General features: G+C 53.7%; 17 protein-coding genes. 6 read left to right on the top strand and 11 right to left on the bottom strand.

Features of this window, described 5'->3' with window-relative positions; translation table 11 throughout:
- Positions 1-53 precede the first annotated feature (53 nt).
- The 5 genes from LA756_RS24055 to LA756_RS24035 form a co-directional block, all read right to left on the bottom strand.
- Positions 54-1,727 (bottom strand): long-chain fatty acid--CoA ligase, encoded by a 1,674-nt coding sequence (locus LA756_RS24055; RefSeq protein ID WP_224437270.1) that lies wholly within the window; start codon positions 1,725-1,727, stop codon positions 54-56.
- Positions 1,728-1,789: 62 nt separating this feature from the next.
- On the bottom strand, positions 1,790-2,950 hold the full coding sequence (gene fadA, locus LA756_RS24050; RefSeq protein ID WP_224437269.1) for an acetyl-CoA C-acyltransferase FadA: 1,161 nt from the start codon (positions 2,948-2,950) through the stop codon (positions 1,790-1,792).
- 30 nt (positions 2,951-2,980) lie between these two features.
- Positions 2,981-5,170: a 3-hydroxyacyl-CoA dehydrogenase NAD-binding domain-containing protein gene (locus LA756_RS24045; protein ID WP_224437268.1), complete on the bottom strand. Its 2,190-nt coding sequence runs from the start codon at positions 5,168-5,170 to the stop codon at positions 2,981-2,983.
- A gap of 117 nt (positions 5,171-5,287) precedes the next feature.
- On the bottom strand, positions 5,288-7,579 hold the full coding sequence (locus tag LA756_RS24040) for a HEAT repeat domain-containing protein (protein ID WP_224437267.1): 2,292 nt from the start codon (positions 7,577-7,579) through the stop codon (positions 5,288-5,290).
- A 48-nt stretch (positions 7,580-7,627) separates the two neighbouring features.
- The gene (locus tag LA756_RS24035; protein WP_224437266.1) at positions 7,628-9,421 is read right to left on the bottom strand and encodes a hypothetical protein; all 1,794 of its coding nucleotides are present in this window, start codon (positions 9,419-9,421) and stop codon (positions 7,628-7,630) included.
- Between the two features lie 211 nt (positions 9,422-9,632).
- On the opposite strand from LA756_RS24035, the gene LA756_RS24030 reads away from it, so the two are divergent.
- Entirely contained in the window at positions 9,633-10,583 is a 951-nt protein-coding gene (locus LA756_RS24030) for a histone deacetylase (protein ID WP_224437265.1), read from the top strand.
- Positions 10,584-10,595: 12 nt separating this feature from the next.
- On the opposite strand, the gene LA756_RS24025 is transcribed toward LA756_RS24030, so the two are convergent.
- The 3 genes from LA756_RS24025 to LA756_RS24015 all read right to left on the bottom strand — a co-directional run bounded on the left by LA756_RS24025 (position 10,596) and on the right by LA756_RS24015 (position 13,662).
- On the bottom strand, positions 10,596-10,880 hold the full coding sequence (locus LA756_RS24025) for a hypothetical protein (protein ID WP_224437264.1): 285 nt from the start codon (positions 10,878-10,880) through the stop codon (positions 10,596-10,598).
- 127 nt (positions 10,881-11,007) lie between these two features.
- Complete coding sequence (locus LA756_RS24020; RefSeq protein ID WP_224437263.1) at positions 11,008-12,324, bottom strand: S41 family peptidase; 1,317 nt, start codon at positions 12,322-12,324, stop codon at positions 11,008-11,010.
- 102 nt (positions 12,325-12,426) lie between these two features.
- Positions 12,427-13,662 carry a DUF4013 domain-containing protein gene (locus LA756_RS24015; protein ID WP_224437262.1) on the bottom strand — a complete coding sequence of 412 codons (1,236 nt, stop codon included), beginning with the start codon at positions 13,660-13,662 and terminating at the stop codon, positions 12,427-12,429.
- A gap of 195 nt (positions 13,663-13,857) precedes the next feature.
- Here LA756_RS24015 and LA756_RS24010 point away from each other — a divergent pair, with 195 nt between their 5' ends.
- Positions 13,858-15,492, top strand: coding sequence for a DUF1549 domain-containing protein (locus tag LA756_RS24010; RefSeq protein WP_224437261.1), 1,635 nt, complete (start codon positions 13,858-13,860; stop codon positions 15,490-15,492).
- A gap of 8 nt (positions 15,493-15,500) precedes the next feature.
- Positions 15,501-16,817: a DUF1501 domain-containing protein gene (locus LA756_RS24005; protein WP_224437260.1), complete on the top strand. Its 1,317-nt coding sequence runs from the start codon at positions 15,501-15,503 to the stop codon at positions 16,815-16,817.
- On the opposite strand, the gene LA756_RS24000 is transcribed toward LA756_RS24005, so the two are convergent.
- Positions 16,814-18,286 carry a DoxX family protein gene (locus LA756_RS24000; protein WP_224437259.1) on the bottom strand — a complete coding sequence of 491 codons (1,473 nt, stop codon included), beginning with the start codon at positions 18,284-18,286 and terminating at the stop codon, positions 16,814-16,816. The two genes, LA756_RS24005 and LA756_RS24000, sit on opposite strands and share 4 nt — an antisense overlap.
- Positions 18,287-18,504: 218 nt before the next feature.
- On the opposite strand from LA756_RS24000, the gene LA756_RS23995 reads away from it, so the two are divergent.
- Positions 18,505-20,040 carry a YifB family Mg chelatase-like AAA ATPase gene (locus LA756_RS23995; RefSeq protein ID WP_224437258.1) on the top strand — a complete coding sequence of 512 codons (1,536 nt, stop codon included), beginning with the start codon at positions 18,505-18,507 and terminating at the stop codon, positions 20,038-20,040.
- A 3-nt stretch (positions 20,041-20,043) separates the two neighbouring features.
- On the opposite strand, the gene LA756_RS23990 is transcribed toward LA756_RS23995, so the two are convergent.
- Both LA756_RS23990 and LA756_RS23985 read right to left on the bottom strand, forming a co-directional pair.
- Positions 20,044-20,688 (bottom strand): DUF1080 domain-containing protein, encoded by a 645-nt coding sequence (locus LA756_RS23990; RefSeq protein WP_224437257.1) that lies wholly within the window; start codon positions 20,686-20,688, stop codon positions 20,044-20,046.
- Positions 20,689-20,778: 90 nt separating this feature from the next.
- On the bottom strand, positions 20,779-21,735 hold the full coding sequence (locus tag LA756_RS23985; protein ID WP_224437256.1) for a GDP-mannose 4,6-dehydratase: 957 nt from the start codon (positions 21,733-21,735) through the stop codon (positions 20,779-20,781).
- A gap of 171 nt (positions 21,736-21,906) precedes the next feature.
- On the opposite strand from LA756_RS23985, the gene LA756_RS23980 reads away from it, so the two are divergent.
- Positions 21,907-22,317, top strand: coding sequence for a VanZ family protein (locus LA756_RS23980; RefSeq protein ID WP_224437255.1), 411 nt, complete (start codon positions 21,907-21,909; stop codon positions 22,315-22,317).
- 17 nt (positions 22,318-22,334) lie between these two features.
- On the top strand, positions 22,335-23,363 hold the full coding sequence (locus LA756_RS23975) for an endonuclease V (protein ID WP_224437254.1): 1,029 nt from the start codon (positions 22,335-22,337) through the stop codon (positions 23,361-23,363).
- The last annotated feature ends 25 nt before the right edge of the window (positions 23,364-23,388 follow it).

The following is a 23,388-nucleotide window of genomic DNA, read 5'->3' as shown; positions in this document are numbered from 1 at the left end:
CTCCAACAATCGGCACATGTTGACGTAAACACCTTCCAGAAAGCATCTTACAACTATCGCCTCTGCCACGGGAACCACGACACTTTCCGCGGCTTGTACATTTGTTGGATCAGCCCACGATAATTTTCCGCGATCGTATTTCGGCGAAGACTTAGCTTGGGGGTCATTTCGCCTGTTTCTGGAGTAAAACCTTGGCCCAAAATGGTGAAGTGACCGATTTGCTCGAAATCGGCACGATCGGCAAGTTGTCGGTCGATAACCTCTCGGTACCAGGCCCGGACTCGGGGATGAGCCAATGCTTGTCGCTTGGAAAAGACCCAGAGCCTGGCCTCTTTGATTCGCGCTCGCAGTTGCTCCGGTTGGGGAACGATCAATGCCGACAAGCATTTCTCCCCTTCGCCGCAAACGACTACTTGAGCGACAAGCGGATCACTACTGATCGCCAGTTCGAGGGTCGACGGATTGACCTTTCTTCCGGTTGAAAGGACGAGCATCTCTTTTTGACGACCCGTGATCCAGAGAAACCCATCATCGTCAATCTGCCCGAGATCGCCGGTACGAAGCCATTCTCCATCCATGATTTCGTTTGTGGCAGCTTCGTCGTCGTAGTAACCCTGCATCACGTGCGGACCACGCGTTTCGACTTCGCCATCTTTTGTTACCCGAATTTCGACACCGTGAATTGGCTTACCAACGCTTCCGGTTCGATGGGCGTTCTCGGTGGAAACGGTAATGACGGGAGAAGACTCGGTCAGTCCATAACCTTCCAAGATGGTAATGCTTTGGTTTTGGTATTCATCGATTGTCCAAGTCGTCAACGGAGCACCGCCACTGGCGCACATGCGGATTTCACCACCCAAGGCATTGCAAAGTGAGTTGTCGATGTCCAACATCCCCTTTGCTTTCAGTCCCTCGGCAACTTTCTGATAAAAGTAAGGGACACCGTTAATCAGCGTCGGCTGTGTGGCCTGACAATCGGCCAGGATCGTATCTCGAGACTTGGCCAACACCAACTGCGACCCACGTGCAATCCAGGTATAGACGTCGCAAGTTCGTGCGTATAAATGACTGAACGGCAGAAAGCTGAGACGTTTGTCCGCTGGTTTCTCTTGGTAGGCATGCACGACGGCCGAGGCATCGAATGCCAAATTGCGATGCGAAAGCATGACGCCTTTCGGTGTACCAGTCGTCCCTGAGGTGTAGACGAGCGAACAGACGTCGTCGGGATTCAATGCATCTACTTTTTCCTGCAGAAACGAAAGCATTTCGTCAATCGATGTCGCACGAACCACCTCATCCAAGGAGGCAGCAGGATCGGCTAGGGGATCATCGCTTTCGTCGTCGACAACGGTCCAGCAAACTGAATCATCATGCAGCGCAAGCAAATGTTGGCGTATTGCTTTCGGGTTCGCAATGATCATCGCCGGCTTGCAATGCCGAGCAATCGCGACGACTTGATCGTTTGAAAGATGGGAACTCAAAGGCACGTGCCACCATTTGAGAAACATGGTGGCGAGATCGAACGTGATCCATTGGCGGCTGTTATCGCGAATTTGAACAACGCGATCACCAGGCTGAAATTCCTCGAGCCGTTCGTACAAAACGACACTCGCGTAGACATCGCGAAGCAGATCAGCCCACGTCACCCATGTGAAATCGCTGGCATCCTGGGCCTTGGAACAAAGCGCCGGCTTATCCGGGTCGGTTCGGACACGGTCGAGAAACATCGATGCTATCGACGCATGTCGAAAGACTTCTTCCCCCGTTTCCATACGAGAACCTCAGGCAGCTAGTCGATTCGCTCGAAGATCGTTGCGATCCCCTGCCCTACACCGATGCACATCGTGGCGAGACCAAAACGAGCATTTCGATCTTTCATTGCATGCAAGAGCGTCGTGCTGATACGGGCGCCTGAGCAGCCCAGTGGGTGCCCAATCGCGATTGCTCCCCCATGCACGTTCACTTTGTCGACGTCAAGTTCCAAGCCTCGAATACAAGCCAACGACTGTGCAGCAAACGCTTCGTTCAGTTCGATCACATCGATCTGATCCAGCGTCATACCGGCTCGCTTAAGAGCTTTCTGCGTCGCAGGAATGGGCCCGGTTCCCATTACCGAAGGTTCGACACCTGCTACGGCGGTGGCGACCACTCGTGCCATTGGCTTAAGATCCAGGCGTTTTGCAGTCTCTTCCGACATCATCAACATGGCACAAGCACCGTCGTTGATTGGCGATGCATTCCCGGCAGTGACCGTTCCGCCATCTGGCATAAATACGGGCCGCAACGCGGAAAGTGCTTCCAAGCTGGTATCTTCGCGAACACATTGATCCCGCGTCAGGAGATGCCGCTGGCCATCTTCGTCGCGTCCATGGGTGGGAATGATTTCCTGCGTGAACTTCCCTTGATTGAATGCAGCGACCGCTTTTTGATGACTGGCCAAGGCGAACTCGTCTTGATCCTTTCGCGTGATTCCTTGCGTCTGCGCGAGAAACTCGGCCGTGATCCCCATGTGGAGCGCGGCTTCCGAGGTGTGATGAAACAGCTTTGGATTAACGTCGATCGCATGATCCATCGGGACATGCGTCATATGTTCCAGACCACCGACAATCTGCACATCTTCCGCGCCGGCGATAATACTGTGAGCTGCCTGATTCAATGCCTGTAAGCTACTGCCGCAAAGTCGGTTGATCGTTGCGCCTGCCGCAGTGACGGGAAGCCCAGCCGTCAATGCAATGATTCGCGCGACGTTCAGCCCTTGCTCTAACGTTTGCTGGGTATTGCCGAACAAGACGTCATCGATGTCGTTCGGATCAACTCCGGTACGCTCGATCAAAGCTTGCACGCAATGCACGGCCAAATCGTCGCTCCGCACATCGCGATAGTACCCACGTTCTGGATGGGCACGACCGATCGGCGTTCGGACACAGTCAATGATTACCGCCTGATTCATGATGATGCTTTCTCTCTCTTCGCCGAGCCGTTAGTCCGAGGTTCGATCGTAAAACTTACTGTCCTGCTTTGCCATTTCCAGCAGCATTTCCGTGGCAGCAAAACGAGGCCCGAGTTCTTCGAGCGGCTTAAGCCATTCGACCAAAGCCTTCGCTCCGATCGTGTCTGCCCAGAACAGTAGACCTCCCTTAAAGGGCGGGAAGCCGATACCAAAGATCAACCCTAAATCGACATCGCGTGGATCTCTCACAACGCCTTCGTCGAGAGCACGCGTCGCTTCGAGCAGCATTGGCAAAATCAAGCGATGTTGGATTTCCTCGTCTGTGATCTCTCGCTCTGGCTTGTCGACGTACTTGGCGATCAACTCAAGGGCCATTGGATCAGGTTCAGGGCGGCCCTTCTTCTTTTCGTGGTTGTAGAACCCGTACCCCTTTTTCGTGCCCATTCGTTCATTCTTGATCAACGCCGGCAAGATCGGCGAGACCAGCGTGCGATCCGGGAAAGCATCGTACATCGTTCGGCCAGCGTAGAACGACGTATCGATCCCGACCATGTCGTACAAAGCGATCGGCCCCATCGGCATACCAAACTTGACGGCAACTTTGTCGATCCGCTTCATGTCGACGCCATCTTGAAGAAGCTGAGTTGCTTCATTCATGTAAGGGAACAGCAATCGATTGACGAGAAAACCGGGGCCATCGTTCACGACAATCGGGAACTTGCCGAGTCCCTTGGCATATGCGACCGCGGTTGCGGCTGTCTCGTCCGAAGTTTGTTCACCGCGAATCACTTCGACCAACTTCATCTTGCGGACGGGATTGAAGAAGTGAATACCGACAAATCGCTCGGGGTGCTCTAATTTTTCGGCGAGCTTCGTGATCGGCAGGGTTGATGTATTGCTTGCTAGAATCGTTGACTCAGGTAATTTCTCTTCGAGTCCGGCGAAGATTTTTCGTTTGAGTTCCAGGTTCTCAACGACCGCTTCAATAATGATGTCGGAGTCGAGCAATTCGTCTCCACTAGTCGTACTCCGCAGACGCCCAGCATAGTGGATTGCACGCTCGACGCTCTTTGAGCGGGTGTCCTTGTCGAACGAGACTTCATCTAAGACTGCGCTCGCGCCTCGTTCCAAGGCTTCTGCGTTGGCATCATTCAGTGTTACCGTCAGGCCGCGTTTCAGATTGGCAGCGGCAATACCACTACCCATGATTCCGGCCCCGATCACGCTGGCAGATTCCAACTTTTTCGGCTTTGGGCCGTCACCTTCGATCCCGCTGTCTTTCTTGTTCCGATCGGTCAACAGAAAGACATTGATCAACGCTGCGTTGACCGGAGTGCCGAACAGCTTCGCCATCCCTTGAGCTTCGGCTTCCAGGGCCGATTCCGCATCGACCATGGCCCCACCGAGCAGCGTTTCTAAGGCCGCTAAGGGCGCTGGATACTGTCCCTTGGTTTGCTGTTGGATATAGGCCGACGCCGTAGCGCCCAGGAATCCAAGTTCTGTTTCATTGATTTGGATTGGCTTGATCCGCTGGGCACGATCGCTCAGGTATTGCTTCGTCTCTTGTTCTTCACGGATCATGCGGATCGCGGCAGGCACCAACTCATCGGTTGCCACCATATCGTCCGCTAGGCCTTGTCCCAGGGCTTTTCGGGGAGAGACGCTTTCGCCAGAGGTGATCATCTTTACGGCGTTGCCCAGGCCGACAAGTCGGGACAAGCGAACCGTTCCACCCCAACCGGGATAAATGCCGAGCTTGACTTCCGGAAGTCCAATTTCCGTTTTTTCATGAGTGGTAACGATTCGACGATCGCAACCCAGGGCCAACTCGGTTCCACCGCCAACACAAGTCCCATTGATCGCGGCGACTGTGACCCAGGGATAAGCGTGTAGGCGACCGAACAGTTTCTGCCCCCACCGACACATCTCGAACGTCCGTTTTTCATCCACTTCCATGGAAGCAGCAAACTCGTTGATATCGGCACCGGCAATAAAGATGCTTGGTTTGGCCGAATCAATGACGACCCCGACGATGTCGTCTCGCTCAGCAAGCGTATCAAGATGGTTTGCCAACTCTTCCATCACAGGCCGACTCAGAATGTTCGCGCCTTTGCCAGGCAGGTCGAACGTGAGACGCGCGATGTCCTTTTCGGGGAAGCTTAGCTGGATGCTGGGATTCGAGGCCATGTCTCCGTCCGTTTCGTCCCGGGCCGTCGCCATTATCTGGAATTCGGCCGCGTAACTATCTTGGGGGAGCCATACATGCGGGGTGCTCCCTGACGGTGGAATTATAACGCGCTGAAGCGACCAGCGTTGAGTAGGGCAGACCGGTGTCGGTTAGAAATTGCCTGTCGAGAGGGTGTCCTGCCGATCAAACCACTTTTTCCAGGCGGCACATTTGGCTTCAAGAGGTGTCGTACGTGAAATCCCCTTGGGATGCTCTTCCAGGGGCACAATACTGGACAGTCCGTCTAAGGCGGTCGATCGAATGGAGGTATCGTCATCCAAAAGTCGTATCAGAACCGGCACATCAGAGGACTTCTTTCTAAGAGAAATTGCCTGGACAGCCTTTAATCGAACAGTCTTCGACGAAGAGTAGGTCATCCGGTATAGATGGTTAATGCCACGTTCATCTCCGATCAATTCAAGCGATTCACATGCAGCCAACTGCACATCGACATCACGATCGGTAAGGCAAGCGACAAAGAGATTCGGATCTAGTTCTGCATCCAATCGACTTAACGCGTTAATCGCAGCGATTCGTACGCCGGGAACTTCATGCTGCAGACCATCGGCGATTGGCGAAACCACGTCTGCCATTGGGAAGTCGCTTACATGCTGATAGGCCTCCATGCGAACGGCCGGATTATCATGGGCCAATGCACGCCGTGTTATATTTTGTGCCGGCTCGCGACCGTCGTCTTGAATTACCGACATAACCGCGGGCCAGGTCATCGCCGTGAAACTCTCCACGTGATAACTCAGGCGCCAAACAACCAACTCCGGCAATTGGGTACTACGAGCATGTTGCTCAAGCGATCGCAACGCTGAAAGACTCAAGCGAGGATTCCCCGAAATCGCTTCTTGCACATGCTGATAAACAGGATCGCACTGCGGAAGCAATACGTCGAAGAGATACGTATTATCGTACTTCGACAAAGGCTTGGCCGTTTTCTCAACGGCCGCGAGTACCTTATTGGGCTGCAACAAAAGTTGCCTACGTGCCTCGGAACGAACGGATTCTTTTTCGCCGAACTGGGCCTGTTCGATCCAATCGAGAATTTCCACAACTTGATCCGCGTCGAGCTCAACCACTTCGCTCTGCTTGACGGTCGATTTCTTTGCTTCTTCTGTCGCTACACTGCCGACGAGTTCCGGCGAACGTTTCTCGATGGTCGCACGCACTTGATGGCTGTTGTCGTCTTTCAATTTTGCAATGATCGCTTGATTCCGCGGTTCGAGCGGAATCCACTGAGCGACTGCTTTTCGCACACGCCACGAACTTGCTTCCGCCAAACGTTCCCAGGCCTCATGCTGCTGGACAAGGCTCCATGCAAAAACAGACGCGACTTGCACTAAAGTAGGGTCGTTTTCGGTGACTCGTTCGAGCATGGCCTGGGCGGCTGCAGAACCTTCTCGTCCAAGCCCGATCGTGGCACTTTGACGCGAAGGAAACTCTGGGGAACGCGTTTGCGAAATAAGCTCTTCCAGTGGGGCGACACTCCGCAGGTAAGGCTCCCAAAGACCTAAACGGCGAATTGCCTCCGGCGAGAGCGACTGAAAGTAGTCGTCGATGGAAGTTTGTGCTGAGGCATGACGCGCCGAGAGAAGTAAGTCGAGAATGGTGGCTTGAACGCTTGGGTTGTGCTGGTCGAAGTTGGCCACAAATCGAGGATCCTCAGAAATGTCCTCTGACACGGCCGCAAGCGTCGCCCAATATTGCGTCTCCAACATGGACGCTGCGTCTTCATCAGTTCGACGTACATGATCCAAGAATTGACTGCGATTGCTGAACAAACCTTCGACGACCGACTTGGTGTTGTCTCCCGTCATCAGGCTCATCGCTTCAAGAAGAGCGGCCTGAGTGGTCGGAGCGATATCCGGATGGTGAAAAAGTTCGGCGAGGCGTGAGGGCTTCGGCGGATGTCCAAGCCGAACCAAGCCAATCGACGCGGTCGCGGCAACTTCAATTTTGGCCGACTTAGCGCCATTACGAAGGGTCTCGACACTCGATTCGGTTTGATCGAGCAAGCCTTCCAAAGCATGGTGCTTCCATCGCGACTGCCGTGCTGGAAACGCTTCGTAAAGTGGCATGCTTTGATCGAGATACCACCCGCGTGACTCAATCTTCTTGGGGCGAAGCGAAGTCTCTGAGGTTTGGACGACACTTGCGGCGAGAATCGTCTCTGCGGCGGTAACAGCTGGCGGGGGCTCAGGTGTGTCGGAAACTTCCGCTGCCTGCACAGCGTCCGATTCTTCGGCGGGAGCAGAGGAAGCAGTAAGCGTAGTCAAATCGTGCTTGGTTTCGACGACACTACGGCAGCCAGCGGTTCCGAAAAGGAACGCCACTACCGTAGCTGCTAGCATGACAGCAGAAGTCGAGTTTATCCAAGCGTAAAGATTGACCATGCCGCTGCTTTTAGCTGGCAGCGGCAGCTAGGACAAGATCAGTCGTACCTAGTTTGGCACGTCAGGAGCGGCCCCACCGGGAATGTCCTCCATCGGTGCGGCAGGTCCCGCAGGTACATCAGCTGGTGGACCTGCAGCTCCAGGCACATCCGCCGGAGGTGCACCCCCTGGAATATCAGCACCAGGGATATCGGCCCCTGGAACGTCCGCGCCAGGCAAGTCAGCACCAGGAGCTCCGACGCCTGGGATATCCGCTCCACCAGGGACATCCCCAGCTGGCATCGCCCCTGGAACCTCATCGGCGGGAGCCGAATCGTCGGTATCTGGAGGCGTGATTTCTACCGCTGCTTTGGCTGCGAGCTTCTGTGCAGCGACCGTCAAAGCCTCTAGACGGGTCTTGGAGTTCTTCAGCAGCTCATCTTCCCACAATTCTTCGTCGTCGACGGTTGCCAGCATGGTAAGCATTGACTTTGCGAGACCGACAATAACCTGACGATCTTCGGCATTTTGTGCATAACGAATGATGCCTTCGCGGATACCGCTTCCATCATCCGAAATCTGCATGGTATTACCGACTAGTCCCTGCTTGCATTGATCGAGGTGCGTCTTCACACGACGACGGAACAAGCTTTCCATCCGAACAGCGAGCGGATCTCGGACAATTTCAGGCTCCATCATTTCGCCACCGCCGAATTCGTCGAACTCGCCTGGCCCACCCGGACCACGGCCGCGGTTGCGATTTCGAGAAGATGGTCGTGGAGTAGGACGCGGAGTTGGTCGCATGCCAGGCCCCATCATTGGTCCACCGAATTCGCCCATCATGCCGGAACCGCCTGGTCCCAACATAGCTTTGTAGTACTCGGTCATCGCATCGTCGTACCATTCGACATCGGAAGCCACTGCTTCAAGAGCCACTTTACCGATCTCGGCTGATTCTTTGACGACATCCATCTTCGCCGCCGTCTGAGCATCGAACGTCAGTTTACCTTTGGCAGCCACTGCATCGCACCGCATTTCAATCGGTAGGCTCTCGTCGGTAATGACCATGTTCAACGCGTTCGCAAGTGCGCCATCTCGCCCGGCATTTCCAATGTTGCCTGCGACATCAATGGCACGCTTTCGCATCCACGAATGAGCGTCGGCACCGCGTCCTTCAGGCGGAGCTTTTTCACTGATGGTTTTGACAACCAAGTCCATCAGCTTGTTTTTTTCGGTGTTACCCATCGCGCCAAGATTGACGCCGTACAACTCACTTTGCTCCAACAATCCAACCCAGGCCCCCACCTTCACGGCGTCGCTTTGATTTGGATCTTCAATCGCGGACAACAAAATTGCCGTCGATGGAGCGTACGGAATTTCTGGCGTCTGATTGATGTTGTCCATCTCTTTGGAACGCAAGTCGCCGATCAGCAAGATCGCGTTGTATCGCAACACAGGATGGTAAGCTGGCTTGATGTATTCCGACATGAACTCAACCATAATGCCATTAAGCATTGCGCGAGCATTTTCTTCGGAATAGAGCGGACCGTAATAGGCTCTCAGAAATTCTTGTCGCTTCGCCCCAGCCTGGGTCCAGTTTTCTTTACGCGTCCAACTCTTTAGGTAAGCATCGCGGAAGAACTTCCGAATCAATTGCCTACCCTGCTCGTCCATCGTCTTACCGCTAAGGTACTCACGGACGGCGGCTTGGGCCTGACCAAAACGAATTCGCGTTTGTGTGTCGCGCGAATCGGGATCGATATCGGTCGCAGTGACAGGAATTTCCTTATATTGAGCCCAAGCAGTTTGCGCACTAGTTACCAGAACGGCAAAAGCGAGGGTCAAAACAGCAAGTCGTTGCATGCCACGGTGTTCCTATGGATAGAGAGGCCTCAGCTCGTTAGGCTGAATCCGGCTTCGATGAGAATCACGAGGGATTTAAGGGAGCTCAATTTCCCAATCGACGAGTTATCTAATCATACCCTCTGACTTCGGTTAGGTTAAGAATAGTTGCGCAAGCGAAAGCCTGTCAATGAATTCGCAAAACACCCCTCTGGAAGGGAAGACTTCGGGCATGACCAACCTGCTTTATTATCACGACCGATTTCTTCAGCACCTCACCGGCGATCATCCGGAGTGCCCGCGACGTTTAACTACGTGCACGACACAACTTAGGGACCACAACGTCTGGCAGAAATGGAAGGCTCCGGCGTTCTCGGCAGCCGCCATCGAAGACGTTTCTGCCGTTCATGAGCCCCAAATGATTGTTAAGGCCCGCGACTTGGCCACTAATGGAGGGGGAAATCTGGATGCGGACACCGTAGTGAGTCCCGAGTCGTTCGACATTGCGTTACTTGCCGCAGGCGCCGCCATCGATGCGACGCGAAGCGTCATGTCCGGCCGCGCAGAAAACGCGTTCTGCTTGATTCGGCCCCCAGGCCATCATGCCACTGCTGATACGAGCATGGGATTTTGTCTACTGAACAACGTTGCGATCGCAGCCGCTCTGGCAATTAAAGAATTCGATCTCGCTCGCGTGCTAATCGTTGACTGGGACGTTCACCATGGCAATGGAACCCAGGATATCTTCTGGCGAGATGATTCAGTCGCATTCTTTTCTATGCATCGCTATCCATTTTATCCCGGATCAGGTGACAGAGATGCCGTTGGTGAAGGGCCTGGGAAGGGCTTCACGCACAACCTGCCGGTTCCCTATGGAACCGATCGCATGTCAACGTTGACCACATTCGAATACCAACTGCAAGAATTTGCCGAGCGCGTTCGGCCCGAGTTGATTTTGATCAGCGCTGGCTTCGACGCCCACAAGGACGATCCTGTTGGCGACCTTGGCTTGGAAACCGAAGACTTTGCCACGATGACACAAATCGTTCAGGCAATTGCCAACACATGGTGTCGCGGGCGAATTGTCAGCCTGCTGGAAGGTGGCTATAACCCGCCGCGTTTGGCTGACTCGCTTGAAGTCCACTTACGAGAGTTAGCAACGACCAAGCAGAGCGACCGTTAGCTTACGCCGTCATTAATCCTCGAACTCGTCTGAGGAGTCAGACAATTCGTCCGCCACGCTTAGCATCTTCAGCAGGACGACGACATACGGCGTATCAGGGTGCGGAGTGGCTGGCAGAGGGCGGGCAAACGAAGCCATGTCGTTTGATTCGGAGGAGTTTTCGCGTGGCCATCCAAAGTGGTTGACGTTGCAAACCATCGATGCGACTTTCAACAAACCGGGAGCAAAAAAAGGATAGCCATCCCAATCAGCAATCGGAGTGCCAAAAAACGACCGAGCCGTACGAATTCTGCTCAAGTCGGGAATCGTCGAGCCTACCGATCCAAGACGGTTGACGTCTCATATTGCCCGGTTTGACTGACCATTACACCTAGTCAACTCTATGGAAAAAATTGCAAGCCAAGATTGCAAAACATACGAAATACTAGGGCTTCCACGCCTCGATGGCTTCGACCGCCATTTGAAGTTGCGGGTCCTCGAATTCAAGCAACTCTTGCTCCTCTTCCGAGATTTCACGTTCCTCAGCCATTTCCGGTTTCGAGAAATTTGTACGATCGATGTCGTTCAAACGCCTCGCGCGGATGACTTTTTTCAACGTCTCGTCTTCTAATTCCAACTCCCAGCCTTCATCGGGCGTGACGCCCCAGTCGTCCTCTTCGGTAGAATCGGGAAAACGATGAATGTTGCTACCGCTCGGCCGCCAATAGGTTGCCGTGGTGATCTTCATCGCACGGCGATCTCCATCGAGCGGAAAGATGCTTTGTACGGTTCCTTTGCCGTAAGACCGTTCGCCAACGACAATCGCACGGCCATGGTCCTGCAGTGCGGCTGCAAAAATCTCGCTGGCACTAGCACTAGCTCGGTTCACCATGACGACAACCGGCAGATCTTTGGGAACCGTTGTCGTACCGCCCGTAGCGGCGTGAACTTCGCGAATCTTGTTATTGCGCGTCCGCGTCGTCACGATATCCCCTTCGTCGAGGAACATATCAACCATCTGCGTAGCCGCTGTCAGGTATCCACCGGCGTTGCCACGCATGTCAATGATCAAGCCTTCTACGTCTGGCCCAATTTGCTCCAATGCGTCGGCAAAGTCGTCTGCGGTTCGGTCTCCGAAAGAATCGACACGTATGTAGCCAATGTTGGGATTGCTCGCGAGATGGAAATCCCATTTCCCACCTTCGCCATGCGTGTCTCCCATGACGGACTCGACCATAATGTTGGCTCGAGTCATCGTAATATCGACCGGTTTATCTTCACCGATATGAAGCACCGTAAGTGTTACGGGGGTGCCAGTGACGCCATGTAACCGTTCAAGCGATGTCTTGAAGTCTTCTCCGTTGAGCTCTTCGCCATCGATCGCAACAACAATATCGCCTGCTTGGATTCCCGCCTCGTAAGCGGGGGCACCAGCCAATGGAGAAATGATGATCATCTCCCGCTTTTCTTCGTCGAAGTCGACGTGAACACCGATGCCACCGAACTCTTGTCCCAGTTCTCGGCGGAAGTCCGAGTAGCGTGTCGGAGCGATATAGCCTGAGTTCTGATCGAGTGGAGCGGTCATCCCTTCCATCGCGGCATTGAATAGATCTTCGTCAGGAACGGGACGAACGTAATATTCCGATATTGTTCGCAGTCCCTGCTGAAACATCAACGCGTAACGTGATTGCGCCGCAGATTGATAGCAAATCATCGCCACAATAAACGTGACGACAATGGTGATTAGATTTCCACGCGGCATGAAATCGTTCCGTCCCAGGCACCAAGAAGATATTCAACGGTATCTCCATGGTACCCCTTCCCTCGGTCAGGTCCTAGTGCTGAAACCGTTTGGACTGATCGGTTAGGCCCCGAGAAACGGCACCGGAACTAGGAACGCATGCTGTTCAAGAAGGCTGTTCGCGCCCCGCCAGGAAATATAAAGGAACAGATACATGAAGAAGATGTAGGACACCACCACCGGGATAGTCGCCAAACGACTTAACCAACGCCAAACGAAATGAGCTGGCTTATCTCGCTTTTGCGCCACGGCCAACGCCCAGCCCGAAAGCATTCGGGCCGGAAAAATGAAGACCACGAAAAACAAGCTCGGCAGCCAGGCAATCTCGCGATCGATCATTTCGATCTTGAGCAAGTACAGCGGCAGGGCGAATAGCAACGTGATAAACAGGGCAAACCACCATGCCAAGGGTGCCTGCCGAAAAATTCGCCGGATGGCTCCGACCTCAAACAAAGCCTTAAGGCGATTCTCGGAAGCAAATCTCGCCTGGAGAAATGGCAAATACAGCAGGACAAACGCAAAAATCAACATGCCTGGCAAGCTTACTAAGAAAGCCCCAGCTGGTTCGCTGATCTGCCGAGCACCGATCATCCACAAAACGGGAATCGCCAACCATACCAACGTACCGATAAAACCACGAGCTCCCATCGAAAAGTAATGCCACAAATGCAACTCTTTGATGAATGACAGTGTTCCTTCTCTGGCTTGAGCGTACATGCCGCCATGGAAAATCGTCTTAACGAATCGAATAGGGGCAGGCCACAAAAAGTGACGAAACTTGCCGCCCCGATAACAGGCCCAAGCGACATGCAGTCCGACGACAACCGTCGCAATCATTGTGACAACCCAAAGGTTTCTTGTCTGAACACTTTCTGGATCAATCAACCAGGCGCTTTGCCATGCGTCGGAAAGAAGTCGCAACGGCAGAAACATCAGCCAAGCCCCAGCAACGATACTGCCGATCCTGGCCGCCTTACGAATTCCTACGAATCCCTTCGAGAACTTTCCTGTTCGAGCAATCCGGCCACTAACTTCCAGTAGATATCCCAGGCTCATCAAGTTGAGGATCGGCACGGTCGCAAGAAATGCCAGGATGACAATCATCGACATCACGCCAAAGCACCACTCCCCAGCACTCAGTAACCCGGCGCCGAACTGCCGAAAACCGTTCTTTCGTGGTGGCTGGGCTGCCGTCTCCGAGGGAACCAGCGATTCGTTCACGTCCGTATCGATCGAATACTCAAGTTCCTCGGCGGGAACCAATTCTTCGGCATGCCATGTTGAGTTGACCACTGACATTGGGGAATCCTGGAAACGGATCGAGAAAAGCGGTGATACCCTATCTACTTGGCTGCTTAGTTTAGCGGTTTTGCGAAATCGAGAAAAACGGGAAGTTTTCTTTGCATTCGGAAACCAATCGCCTCAATTCCCGGTAACATGATTGTACGACTTGCTTTTCTCTATCCATTCTGGGCCTAACGACGAGTCTGTTTCATGTGGCTCAAAAATCTAGCGTTCGTTTCCTTGGCCACCATTGTACTGGCCTCGCTAGCCAACTGGCTTTTGACGCCCCCTAAAGTCGAAGCGATCGACACCCCTATCGTCGTCCGTGGCGACGATTTCGATTCAACGGTCGCGGCCATCGACGCACAATTTCATGAAACGTGGCAGAAGAACAACCTGCAACCGGCACCACGTGCGGACGACCTGACGATCGCTCGAAGAATTTCTCTTGGTCTAACTGGGATGATCCCCTCGCTCGAGGAAATTCGTCTGATTGAAAACCGCCCAACCGAAGATCGTCTTGCGTGGTGGGTCAATCACTTGCTCGAGGATCGTCGCTACGGCGACTACATGGCCGAGCGACTGTCGCGTGCCTATGTAGGGACAGAGAACGGTCCGTTTTTAATCTTTCGCAAACGTCGATTCGTGACATGGCTTAGCGATCAGCTGATGGCCAATCGTCCATACGATAAGCTCACCACGGAATTGATCGCCGAGTCTGGTCTTTGGACCGATCACCCCGCAGTCAATTTCGTTACGGCAACGGTCGATCAGGACGGCACCAAGGAACCTGACGTGGCCATGCTTGCTGGTCGACTTACGCGTGCTTTCCTGGCGACACGAATCGATTGCGTTCAATGCCACGACGATAACTTAGGGGGCGACTTGAAGCAAAGTGACTTCCACGAACTAGCCTCCTTCTTCCGTGAAGCTCAAAATTCTTTCGTGGGTATCACCGACAAGCGAGGACGACAGTACGAGTACAAATACCTCAATGACGAAGACGAAACAAACGTTCCCGCTGAAGTCCCCTTTAATCAAGATCTCTTAGCGGAATCAGGCGGTACGCTTCGCCAGCGTTTGGCCGGTTGGGTTACGCACCCTGAAAACCGCCCGTTTGCCAGAGCAATTGTCAATCGTGTCTGGGCCGTCATGACGGGGCGACCGCTGATCGAACCCGTCGATAACATTCCTCTCAGAGGCAGCTTCGAGGATGGCAAGTACCCTGCAGGCATGGAACCACTTGTCGATGACTTCGTCTCCCACGGATTCGATTTGAAGCGGCTTGTTCACGTGATCGCTGCGACGGAGGCATTTCAGCTCGACAGTCGTGCCGAACACGAAATCACTTCGCAGCATGAAGCGAATTGGGCCGCTTATCCCATCACACGGCTTCGACCAGAACAAGTCATTGGCAGCATCAATCAGGCATCGTCACTCCATACCCTGAATGCCGATAGCCATGTCCTGACCAGACTCATCACATTTGGCGAAACGAATGAATTTCTACAGCGATATGGAGATGCCGGCGAGGATGAGTTCAGCATGGACGGGGGAACCATTCCTCAGCGTCTGCTGATGATGAATGGCAATCTTGTCAAAGAACGGACTAAAGAGAACTTTGTTCGAAATGCGGCGACTCGAATTTCACAGCTTTCGCCCAGTGACGAAGTCGCGATTGAAACCGCGTTTCTTTGCGTGCTGACGCGCCGTCCAACGGAAGCAGAAAAGAAACACTTTATCGAGAAGCTGACCAGCGAAGAAATCCCCATGCGGCGAACGCAGGAATTTGAAGACATTTACTGGGCGCTAATGAACTGCACTGAGTTTGCCTGGAATCACTAGGAGCGACAATGAAACGCTTTCAAACTATGCTCGGTCCAGAAGGCTGCGGAACGGCTGGCCATTTCAGTCGCCGCACACTGCTTCAAGCCGGAGCAGGTCTTGCCTGGCTAACACCGTTGTCGCAGGCGTTGGCTGCATCTGCGGATGGATCCAAGCGTACTCGCCGTCCTAAGTCGGTCATCGTTCTATGGATGCAAGGGGGCCCAAGCCAGTTGGAAACGTGGGATCCCCACCCCGGCAAGATGATCGGCGGCGATGCCAAAGGAATCAACACATCCGTCAAAGGGGTACAACTCGCCGCATCGATGCCGAAAACGGCGGAACTGTTAGACCAGATATCTCTGCTTCGCTGCGTCACCAGCAAAGAAGGAGATCATGAACGTGCCACTTACAACATGCAAACTGGCTATCGCCCAGATCCGACGCTGATTCATCCATCCGTAGGTGCGATCTTATGCCATGAACTCTCAACGTCAGGCGTCGAAATTCCTCGGCATGTGTCGATCTTTCCGTCAGAGTTTTCCCCGCGCGGGGGCTTTCTTGGCAACAAGTACGATGCTTTCAAAATGTACGATCCGCGTGGCCAGTTGCCTGACCTTCCTAAGCGAGTTTCGGAAGAACGATTTCAAGCACGTTTGAACGACCTCGATATCTTGGAATCAAGCTTCGCACGCGGACGCCGGCGTGATCTGGAAACAGACAAAACGCTTCACAGAGAGACGGTCGATCGCGCGACCACGATGATGACTTCCGAACAGATCAACGCATTCAACGTCGACGACGTCCCGGAATCGATTAAAGAACAGTTCGGTGATACCGGATTCGGGCGGGGCTGTTTGTGCGCGACCCAATTGATCGAAACTGGCGTTCGTTGCGTTCAAGTTACGTTGTCCGGCTGGGACACCCATGCCAACAATCACGAGTTGCAGTCAAATCGCGCCGCCGATCTCGATACCGCTTTCAGTGCAACGATTCATCACTTGAAAGTGCGTGACTTGTTTGAAGATACCATCGTGCTGTGTGGTGGTGAGTTCGGGCGTACTCCGAAAATCAATCCAGCCGCCGGCCGCGATCATTGGCCTCATGGGTTTAGCGTTGCCCTTGCCGGAGGCGGTATTCGCCAAGGAGTCGTTCTGGGAGAAACTAGCCCAGAGGGTGAGAAAGTCACGGCGGACACCAAGCATGCCGTCGGGGTTGCCGATATCCACGCGACGATTCACTCTGCTTTAGGGATCGACTTCGAGAAGGACTACCAAACCCCAATTGGGCGGCCAATGGCAATCTGTGAAGGAACACCGATCCATGAGATCGTGGCAGACGCTTAGTCTACGGGTCGCTTTTGCTCGAATTCGACCATCGCATCTAACGTAATGTTAGACTGAGCGTATTCGATGAAAGTCAGTCGGGGTTGCTTAAGAAGCGTATCGATCGAGGCGTTGGTCACCGGAGTATCGCTCAAACCAATCCCGACAAGCTTTGGAAGCCGTGGCAAACGCGTCAGATCTTCGTCGGTTACCTCGCAGCCGCTCAGGTTGATTTGTTCCAGATTCGGTAAGCCACGCAGCATCTCCAGCAACTCGGGGCGGTACCGTTTCGGGGGAATTTCTATCGCATAAATCACGCCCCCTTTCTCGCGACGCATCAATGCGACACCTTTTCGGGCGAGTAGAAAGCGAATTCTTCGGCTATCGACCTCCACGCCTTCGGCTTGGTTTGGCGATTGCTGAACAAACTGTTCTCGCGAGATCTCGACCGATTTTCCATCTGCGTCGAGAACGAAGTACATATCGCCTAGCCAAGGACGTGGTTCGGAGATATGAAGCTTACTCCCTGGCTTAGCCGCTCTCTCAAAGTAGAGCTTGAATAGACGTCGTTCATTCGGAAAAGGAACTTCCAGATCTCCCCAGCCAGTGATCTTATAGTTGCTGGTTTTTGTGGTGATCATTGCTTCCGGTAAATGGTGAGAGTACAGCACGCTGGCAATACCGTGATCGACCCAGCCGGCATAAAAGCCCGCAGGATAAATCAGAAGCAGACCGGCTAATCCCCATTCCCAGCGAAACCGAGGGACGACGCTAGGAGCATTCCACATAACCCAACCGCCAATAATCGCCGTTGCCAGATTCCACGGCATCACACTGATGTTGTGGTCGTAAAACAAAGGTGTCAAAAACAGCGTGATCCCCACGTGCATCATCGCACATGGTATTGCAGCCCAGCGAGGACGAAAGATGGCCAACAGGCCAACCGCTAATTCACCGAGCCCCACGCCATAGGCAAACAACCTTTGAAAGTTCTCGGGGTTCACATGGAGCGACTTGACCATGTACCACGACGCAAACGTGAACCAATCAGGCGAAAGCAATTTGTGTAATCCGGCCCAAAGCCAAAGCGATGCCAGAAACCAACGAACCAATACCACTCCACAGTCTTCGACAACCGCAAACATCAGCATCACCATTGCGATGACCTGCGGTTGCGTTCGGTATTGATCGAACACAAATGAAAGCAAGAGCGACGCCGCGTGAACGGCAAGTCCAAGCCGTGGCCGTACAATCACCAAAACGAGCGTCGCGAGCATCCATACCCCAAACGGAATTTGAGGCAGATCGATCGCCGGCATATGGACTGGTGAAATTCGGACTTGCCACAGCGGCCAAGTGATTCCGATTGTGAGGGCCTGGGCGACGACTGCAATAAGAAGCAGCGCATAACGACTTCCAGGCAGGCCGCAAATCGACCAAGCGTTGTCCAATTTCCCGTCGTTTTCACTCGGCTGAACGATCGCAGCCATGTTCACCATTCTCCGCAGGTGAGTTTCTCACAACCACCAACCATAGCACATGCCGTCAGAAAACCTCTGATTTCGAGCGTTCAGTCGCGTCGGCATGGAAGATTGACATAAGTTATCGCAAATCGGTCCGAATCGCTTGATCGAGGGGGTCATGCTCTCGCACAATGGGGGGCACGTATTAATGGGCAACCGGAATCGACAATCCTGAGGATTTTGACATGTTGGCGCAACTGCGGACCTATTCGATGGCAGGCATCGACGCGATTCCGGTAGAAGTCGAAGTGGACGTTTCCCCTACCGCTCTCCCAAAGACGGTTCTCGTTGGACTACCGGAAGCCGCAGTCAAGGAAAGCGTTCATCGGATCGAGCGAGCCATCGTCAACTCAGGCTTCTTTTGCCCGAGAGATCGTGTCGTCATCAATTTGGCACCGGCAGAACTTCCTAAAAACGCTGCCTCGTTCGACCTGCCAATTACACTCGGCATCCTCTTAGGCAGTGGCCAACTCAGCAGTGACCGGCTGTCTCAGTATGCAATCGTTGGCGAACTGGCCCTGGATGGAACAGCACGTCCAATCCGCGGCATTCTTTCCAAGGCCATAGAAACCGAAAAGCAAGGTCTCGCCGGCATCATTGTTCCCGCTGAAAATGCCAGAGAGGCGGCCGTCGTCGAAGGCATTGAAGTTATTCCGGTAACTAGCCTGACCGAAGCCGTCGGGTTCCTTTCAGGTCAACTCAATATCGAACCAGTCCCCCCACAAATCCACGCCCTACTTGAAGAGCATTCGACCTACGACGTTGACTTCGCGGATGTTCGCGGCCAGGAACTAGCCAAGCGTGCCGCAACGATCGCATCAGCTGGAATGCACAACTTACTTCTCGTGGGGCCTCCTGGGTCTGGAAAAACGATGCTGGCCAAACGCGTCCGCACGATTCTTCCAGAATTAACTCCCAGCGAATCGGTCGAAACCACGCGTATTTATAGCGCCACCGGTCGGCTTGCGACCAACCAGCCTCTTCTGGCTACACGCCCCTTTCGTTCTCCGCATCATACCATTAGCGAGGCTGGACTTGTCGGAGGAGGCAGCAATCCGGCGCCTGGCGAAATCAGCCTATCCCATAACGGAATTCTCTTTCTCGACGAGCTCCCGGAGTTCAATCGCCGTACGCTTGAATTGATGCGGCAACCGCTGGAAGATCGCCTGGTAACGATCAGCCGAGCCCTGCGTAGCGTCACGTTTCCGGCCGACTTTATGCTTGTCGCAGCGATGAACCCATGCCCTTGCGGGTTTCGCAACGATCCCCGTCGCGACTGCCGCTGCTCGGTTCCCCAAGTCGAAAAGTATGTCGGTAAAATCTCTGGACCACTGCTCGACCGGATCGACATTCAAATTGAAGTGCCGGCAGTTCCTTATCAGGAATTGGCCAGCGAGACCGAAGGAACAAGCAGTGCGGAACTAAAAGAAATGGTTGTTGCTGCCCGTAAGCTTCAAACGCGTCGTTTCGTTGGAAGTCGTACGCGATACAACGCCCAAATGAGCAGCCGCGAAGTTCGTAAGTTTTGCCACGTAGAAGAAGAAGCGGCAACGCTGATGAAGCAAAGCGTGACCAGCTTTGGGCTGTCGGCAAGAGCGTACGACAAAATCTTGCGTTTGGCTCGCACCATTGCCGACTTGGAATCTGCAACGATGATTTCCGCCGACCATGTTTGCGAGGCAATCAACTATCGGATGCTCGATCGCAGCCTGGTCGGGTAATAATTACTTCTTGCCCAACTCACGAAATTCAATCTTGCGAATTTCAGCTTGACTTTGCCAGGCCGAAAGTCCCATCGGCTGTGAAAGTGTGACTTCGGTACGCATCGAGATTTTTTTACCTTCGATGTTCGCATCGATGACCTGCTTCCCGTCGATCCAGGCCTCGATTTTCTTTTCCGTGACGCGAACTTTAAAACGGTACCACTGATCGTCATTGAACGGGATGTACTTCGTCGTTTCGTTTTCGGAGGCATCGGCACCATCGATGTTGCTTAAGCCTACGACCGCACCGCCCCATCCGCCGGCGACGAAACTGCAGTAGCTATCTTTGACCGGGAAGGTACACGCGGCGAAGAAGTCGATTCCCATCGTTCGGCGTGCTTCCCACATCAATTCATAGTTGGTCTTCGGGAAATCGTCCTTATTGTAGGTGATGCCGGTCAGCATCACGCCTTGGCCCATCTTGATGACCCCATCCTCAACGGTGACTTCTCCTTCACCACCAAATTGTGGCACATCGAAGAACTCGAGCGACTTGCCGTCGAAGAGGGACTTCGCTTTCGATTCCTTTTTCGCTTCTTCTGCGGAGACCGACATCGCCAACATCGAAACGATGAGCAAGCAAAGGAAGGACGGGGCGATGCGCATGGCGGGAATCACTTTGTTTGAAGGAAGATGAAACAGTCCAAGCTTCAGGCACGTTTCCTTCAGCCTAACAAGAGAAATCGCCTGATTCCATTAGCCATGCCAGGTTCGGAACCAGTCGACGTACTCCTGAATGCCATCTTCAATCAGTACTTTGGGACCGTATCCCAGCAGCTTTTCCGCCTTTTCAAGATTGGCATACGTAATCGGCAGGTCCTCCGGACGTTCCGGTTGATAGTCGATTACCGCTTTTTTGTCGAACGACTTTTCCAACAGTTCGATCAGACGGCGCATCTCGATGGGGTCGCTGTGCCCCAAGTTAATCTCTTGTCCAACGACACCATCTGCCGTTAGAGCCGAGATAAACCCTTGGCAAATGTCGCTGACATGGGTGAAGTCGCGACGGATGCTACCATCGCCGAACAACGGAATCGGCGTGCCTTCGTGGACTGCTTTCGCGAAGATCGTTAGTGCGAGATCTGGGCGAAGTCGTGGACCGTAAACGCTGAACGGCCTTAGGCAAGCGGTTGGCACACTATGCAGCTGATGGTATGTCAGGCACAGCAACTCTGCGGCCCGCTTGGTGGCACCGTAGGGACTAGCCGGAATGCCAAGCGGGGCATCTTCGCAAAACGGGACGCCAGCTCCCTTACCGTAAACGGTTGAGGAAGATGCGAGTAAAAATCGCTTCACCGGATGATGACGAGCTGCTTCCAACAGGCTCAGCGTGCCGGCCACGTTTGCCTGCTGGTACATCTCCGGCTTTTGCACACTGATTCGCACACCGGCCATCGCCCCCAAATGAACGACATGATCGATTTCGTGTTCATCGAACAATCGTTTCATCGCGTCACTGTCGCAGAAGTCACCCTCCACAAGGGTCACTCGGGGCTCTTCAGAAACAGGTTTGACGTTTTCGCGTTTGAGGGCCGGATCGTAGTAGTCGTTGAAGTTGTCCAAGCTGACAAGCTTTTCGTCCGATTGCTTCAGCAAAATTTGAGTCAGATGACTACCAATGAAGCCGGCTCCGCCGGTGATCAGAATGGCCATGCGTGTTTCACGCCTTGTGTGTTGTTAAAGAATGACTTGCCCAGAATCCGTAATCGCTACAAACCATACTTGATTCAGGCTGTCACTGGCAAGATGCACCGCGGTTGTGGGGCTACCGGGCGTCGATTAGGCTGAAGTCATCCTCAATCCCAGTCGTCGGAATTGCCCGTCATGCCGCTGCGAAAACTGCCTATCTTAGCCAGCTTGGTCCTTCTAGGACTTTGGGCGATCGCATTTACGGCAACCCATTGGCCGATTCCCCATCCGGCCGACAAAGCTCTTTTCCCTCATGTGGATAAAGTCGCCCATGCGCTGATCTACGGTACGCTTGCCATTGCAGCTTCATTTGCCGTTCGATCGTGGGGGTTTCGGTGGTCGCCGCTTTTGGCGGTCGCTATTGCCCTCAGCATGATCGCTTTGGGGATATTCGATGAAATGACGCAAATGTTCGTCGTTGGACGTACCCCAGATCCAACGGATCTTTTAGCGGATGCCGTTGGTATTGTCCTTGGCCTCGGCTTCTTTACCCTGCTGAGAGGTAAGTTGCCGCGTCCGAAAGCTTCGGCTGGCGACTCTCCGTAGCGAACAAGGACGCGTTCATGGCCGTTCCCAATCTTCGTGAAGTGGCGGACCAATTTACTCGGCGAATCACCGAACTTCGCCCCCTTGTGGATCAGATCGTCCAAGGCATTCCTTCGGGTCAGGTAACCACCTACGGCGAAATCGCGAAGTCACTCGGTGACACAGTTGCCAGCCGCTGGGTGGCGACTTATTTACTCGATACCAAATGCCCCGTAGCCAAGTCTTCGCATCGAGTGATTCGTTCTACCGGCGAAGTTGGTCTGTATAGCTTGGGAGACTCACACGAAAAGTCCTTGCGACTTCAGGAAGAAGGGATCGCCGTCGCGTCAGGGAAAGTCAATCTTTCCCAATTTCAGTGGCAAATGCCTCCTCGCTCTGCTCCCTTGGCAGAACTTAAACGTTGGCAACGCGAATTCCACTGTCCGCAGCGGCGACCGCTTAGGATCACCGACGTTCACACGATCGCTGGAATCGACGTCTCTTACGCAGGCCAATCAGCGGTCTCTGCCTGCAGTCGAGTCGAAATGGATGGTCGGACGCTATTGAGCACGGAAACATACGTCGATCAAGCCAAGTTTCCCTACATCACCGGCTATTTGGCGTTTCGCGAGATCCCCGTTCATTTATCTATGTTGGCCGAAATGCAGCAGAAAGACATTCTCCCTGACATCCTGCTGGTCGATGGCAACGGGAAACTTCACCCGAGACGGATGGGGATCGCGACGATGCTCGGAGCACTTGCCGGCATTCCAACCATCGGAGTCGCGAAGAAGTTGATCTGCGGTGTTGTCCTTGCTCCTGAACTTCGAGTCGGATCGTGGGAGCCAATTATCGCCTCGAAGAATAATCCAGAAGACGTGCTTGGCTACGCGATCAGACCGCATGAAAAGACCAAGCACCCGATCTACGTGTCGGCCGGCTTTGGCGTGGACGACGAAGTAATGAAAACAATCGTCGAGCGTTGTCTTGCGGGGCATCGTTCGCCGGAACCAATCTATTGGGCGGATCGCATCAGCCGGCAACATGCTAGCACGATCGTGGCGTAGCCCCCTCTTCCGTGATCCATCTAGA

It is taken from the genome of Bremerella sp. TYQ1 (assembly GCF_020150455.1).
Lineage (GTDB): Bacteria > Planctomycetota > Planctomycetia > Pirellulales > Pirellulaceae > Bremerella > Bremerella volcania_A.
Note: the sequence above shows the minus strand (reverse complement) of the source record. Positions and strands in the feature narration are given on the sequence as shown.

Bases quoted from the DNA above. Each gene is read 5' to 3' on its own strand.
- LA756_RS24055 (WP_224437270.1), bottom strand. From the start codon at position 1,727: ATGTTTCTCGACCGTGTCCGAACCGACCCGGATAAGCCGGCGCTTTGT.
- fadA (WP_224437269.1), bottom strand. From the start codon at position 2,950: ATGAATCAGGCGGTAATCATTGACTGTGTCCGAACGCCGATCGGTCGT.
- LA756_RS24045 (WP_224437268.1), bottom strand. From the start codon at position 5,170: ATGGCGACGGCCCGGGACGAAACGGACGGAGACATGGCCTCGAATCCC.
- LA756_RS24040 (WP_224437267.1), bottom strand. From the start codon at position 7,579: ATGGTCAATCTTTACGCTTGGATAAACTCGACTTCTGCTGTCATGCTA.
- LA756_RS24035 (WP_224437266.1), bottom strand. From the start codon at position 9,421: ATGCAACGACTTGCTGTTTTGACCCTCGCTTTTGCCGTTCTGGTAACT.
- LA756_RS24030 (WP_224437265.1), top strand. From the start codon at position 9,633: ATGACCAACCTGCTTTATTATCACGACCGATTTCTTCAGCACCTCACC.
- LA756_RS24020 (WP_224437263.1), bottom strand. From the start codon at position 12,324: ATGCCGCGTGGAAATCTAATCACCATTGTCGTCACGTTTATTGTGGCG.
- LA756_RS24015 (WP_224437262.1), bottom strand. From the start codon at position 13,662: ATGTCAGTGGTCAACTCAACATGGCATGCCGAAGAATTGGTTCCCGCC.
- LA756_RS24010 (WP_224437261.1), top strand. From the start codon at position 13,858: ATGTGGCTCAAAAATCTAGCGTTCGTTTCCTTGGCCACCATTGTACTG.
- LA756_RS24005 (WP_224437260.1), top strand. From the start codon at position 15,501: ATGAAACGCTTTCAAACTATGCTCGGTCCAGAAGGCTGCGGAACGGCT.
- LA756_RS24000 (WP_224437259.1), bottom strand. From the start codon at position 18,286: ATGGCTGCGATCGTTCAGCCGAGTGAAAACGACGGGAAATTGGACAAC.
- LA756_RS23995 (WP_224437258.1), top strand. From the start codon at position 18,505: ATGTTGGCGCAACTGCGGACCTATTCGATGGCAGGCATCGACGCGATT.
- LA756_RS23990 (WP_224437257.1), bottom strand. From the start codon at position 20,688: ATGCGCATCGCCCCGTCCTTCCTTTGCTTGCTCATCGTTTCGATGTTG.
- LA756_RS23985 (WP_224437256.1), bottom strand. From the start codon at position 21,735: ATGGCCATTCTGATCACCGGCGGAGCCGGCTTCATTGGTAGTCATCTG.
- LA756_RS23980 (WP_224437255.1), top strand. From the start codon at position 21,907: ATGCCGCTGCGAAAACTGCCTATCTTAGCCAGCTTGGTCCTTCTAGGA.
- LA756_RS23975 (WP_224437254.1), top strand. From the start codon at position 22,335: ATGGCCGTTCCCAATCTTCGTGAAGTGGCGGACCAATTTACTCGGCGA.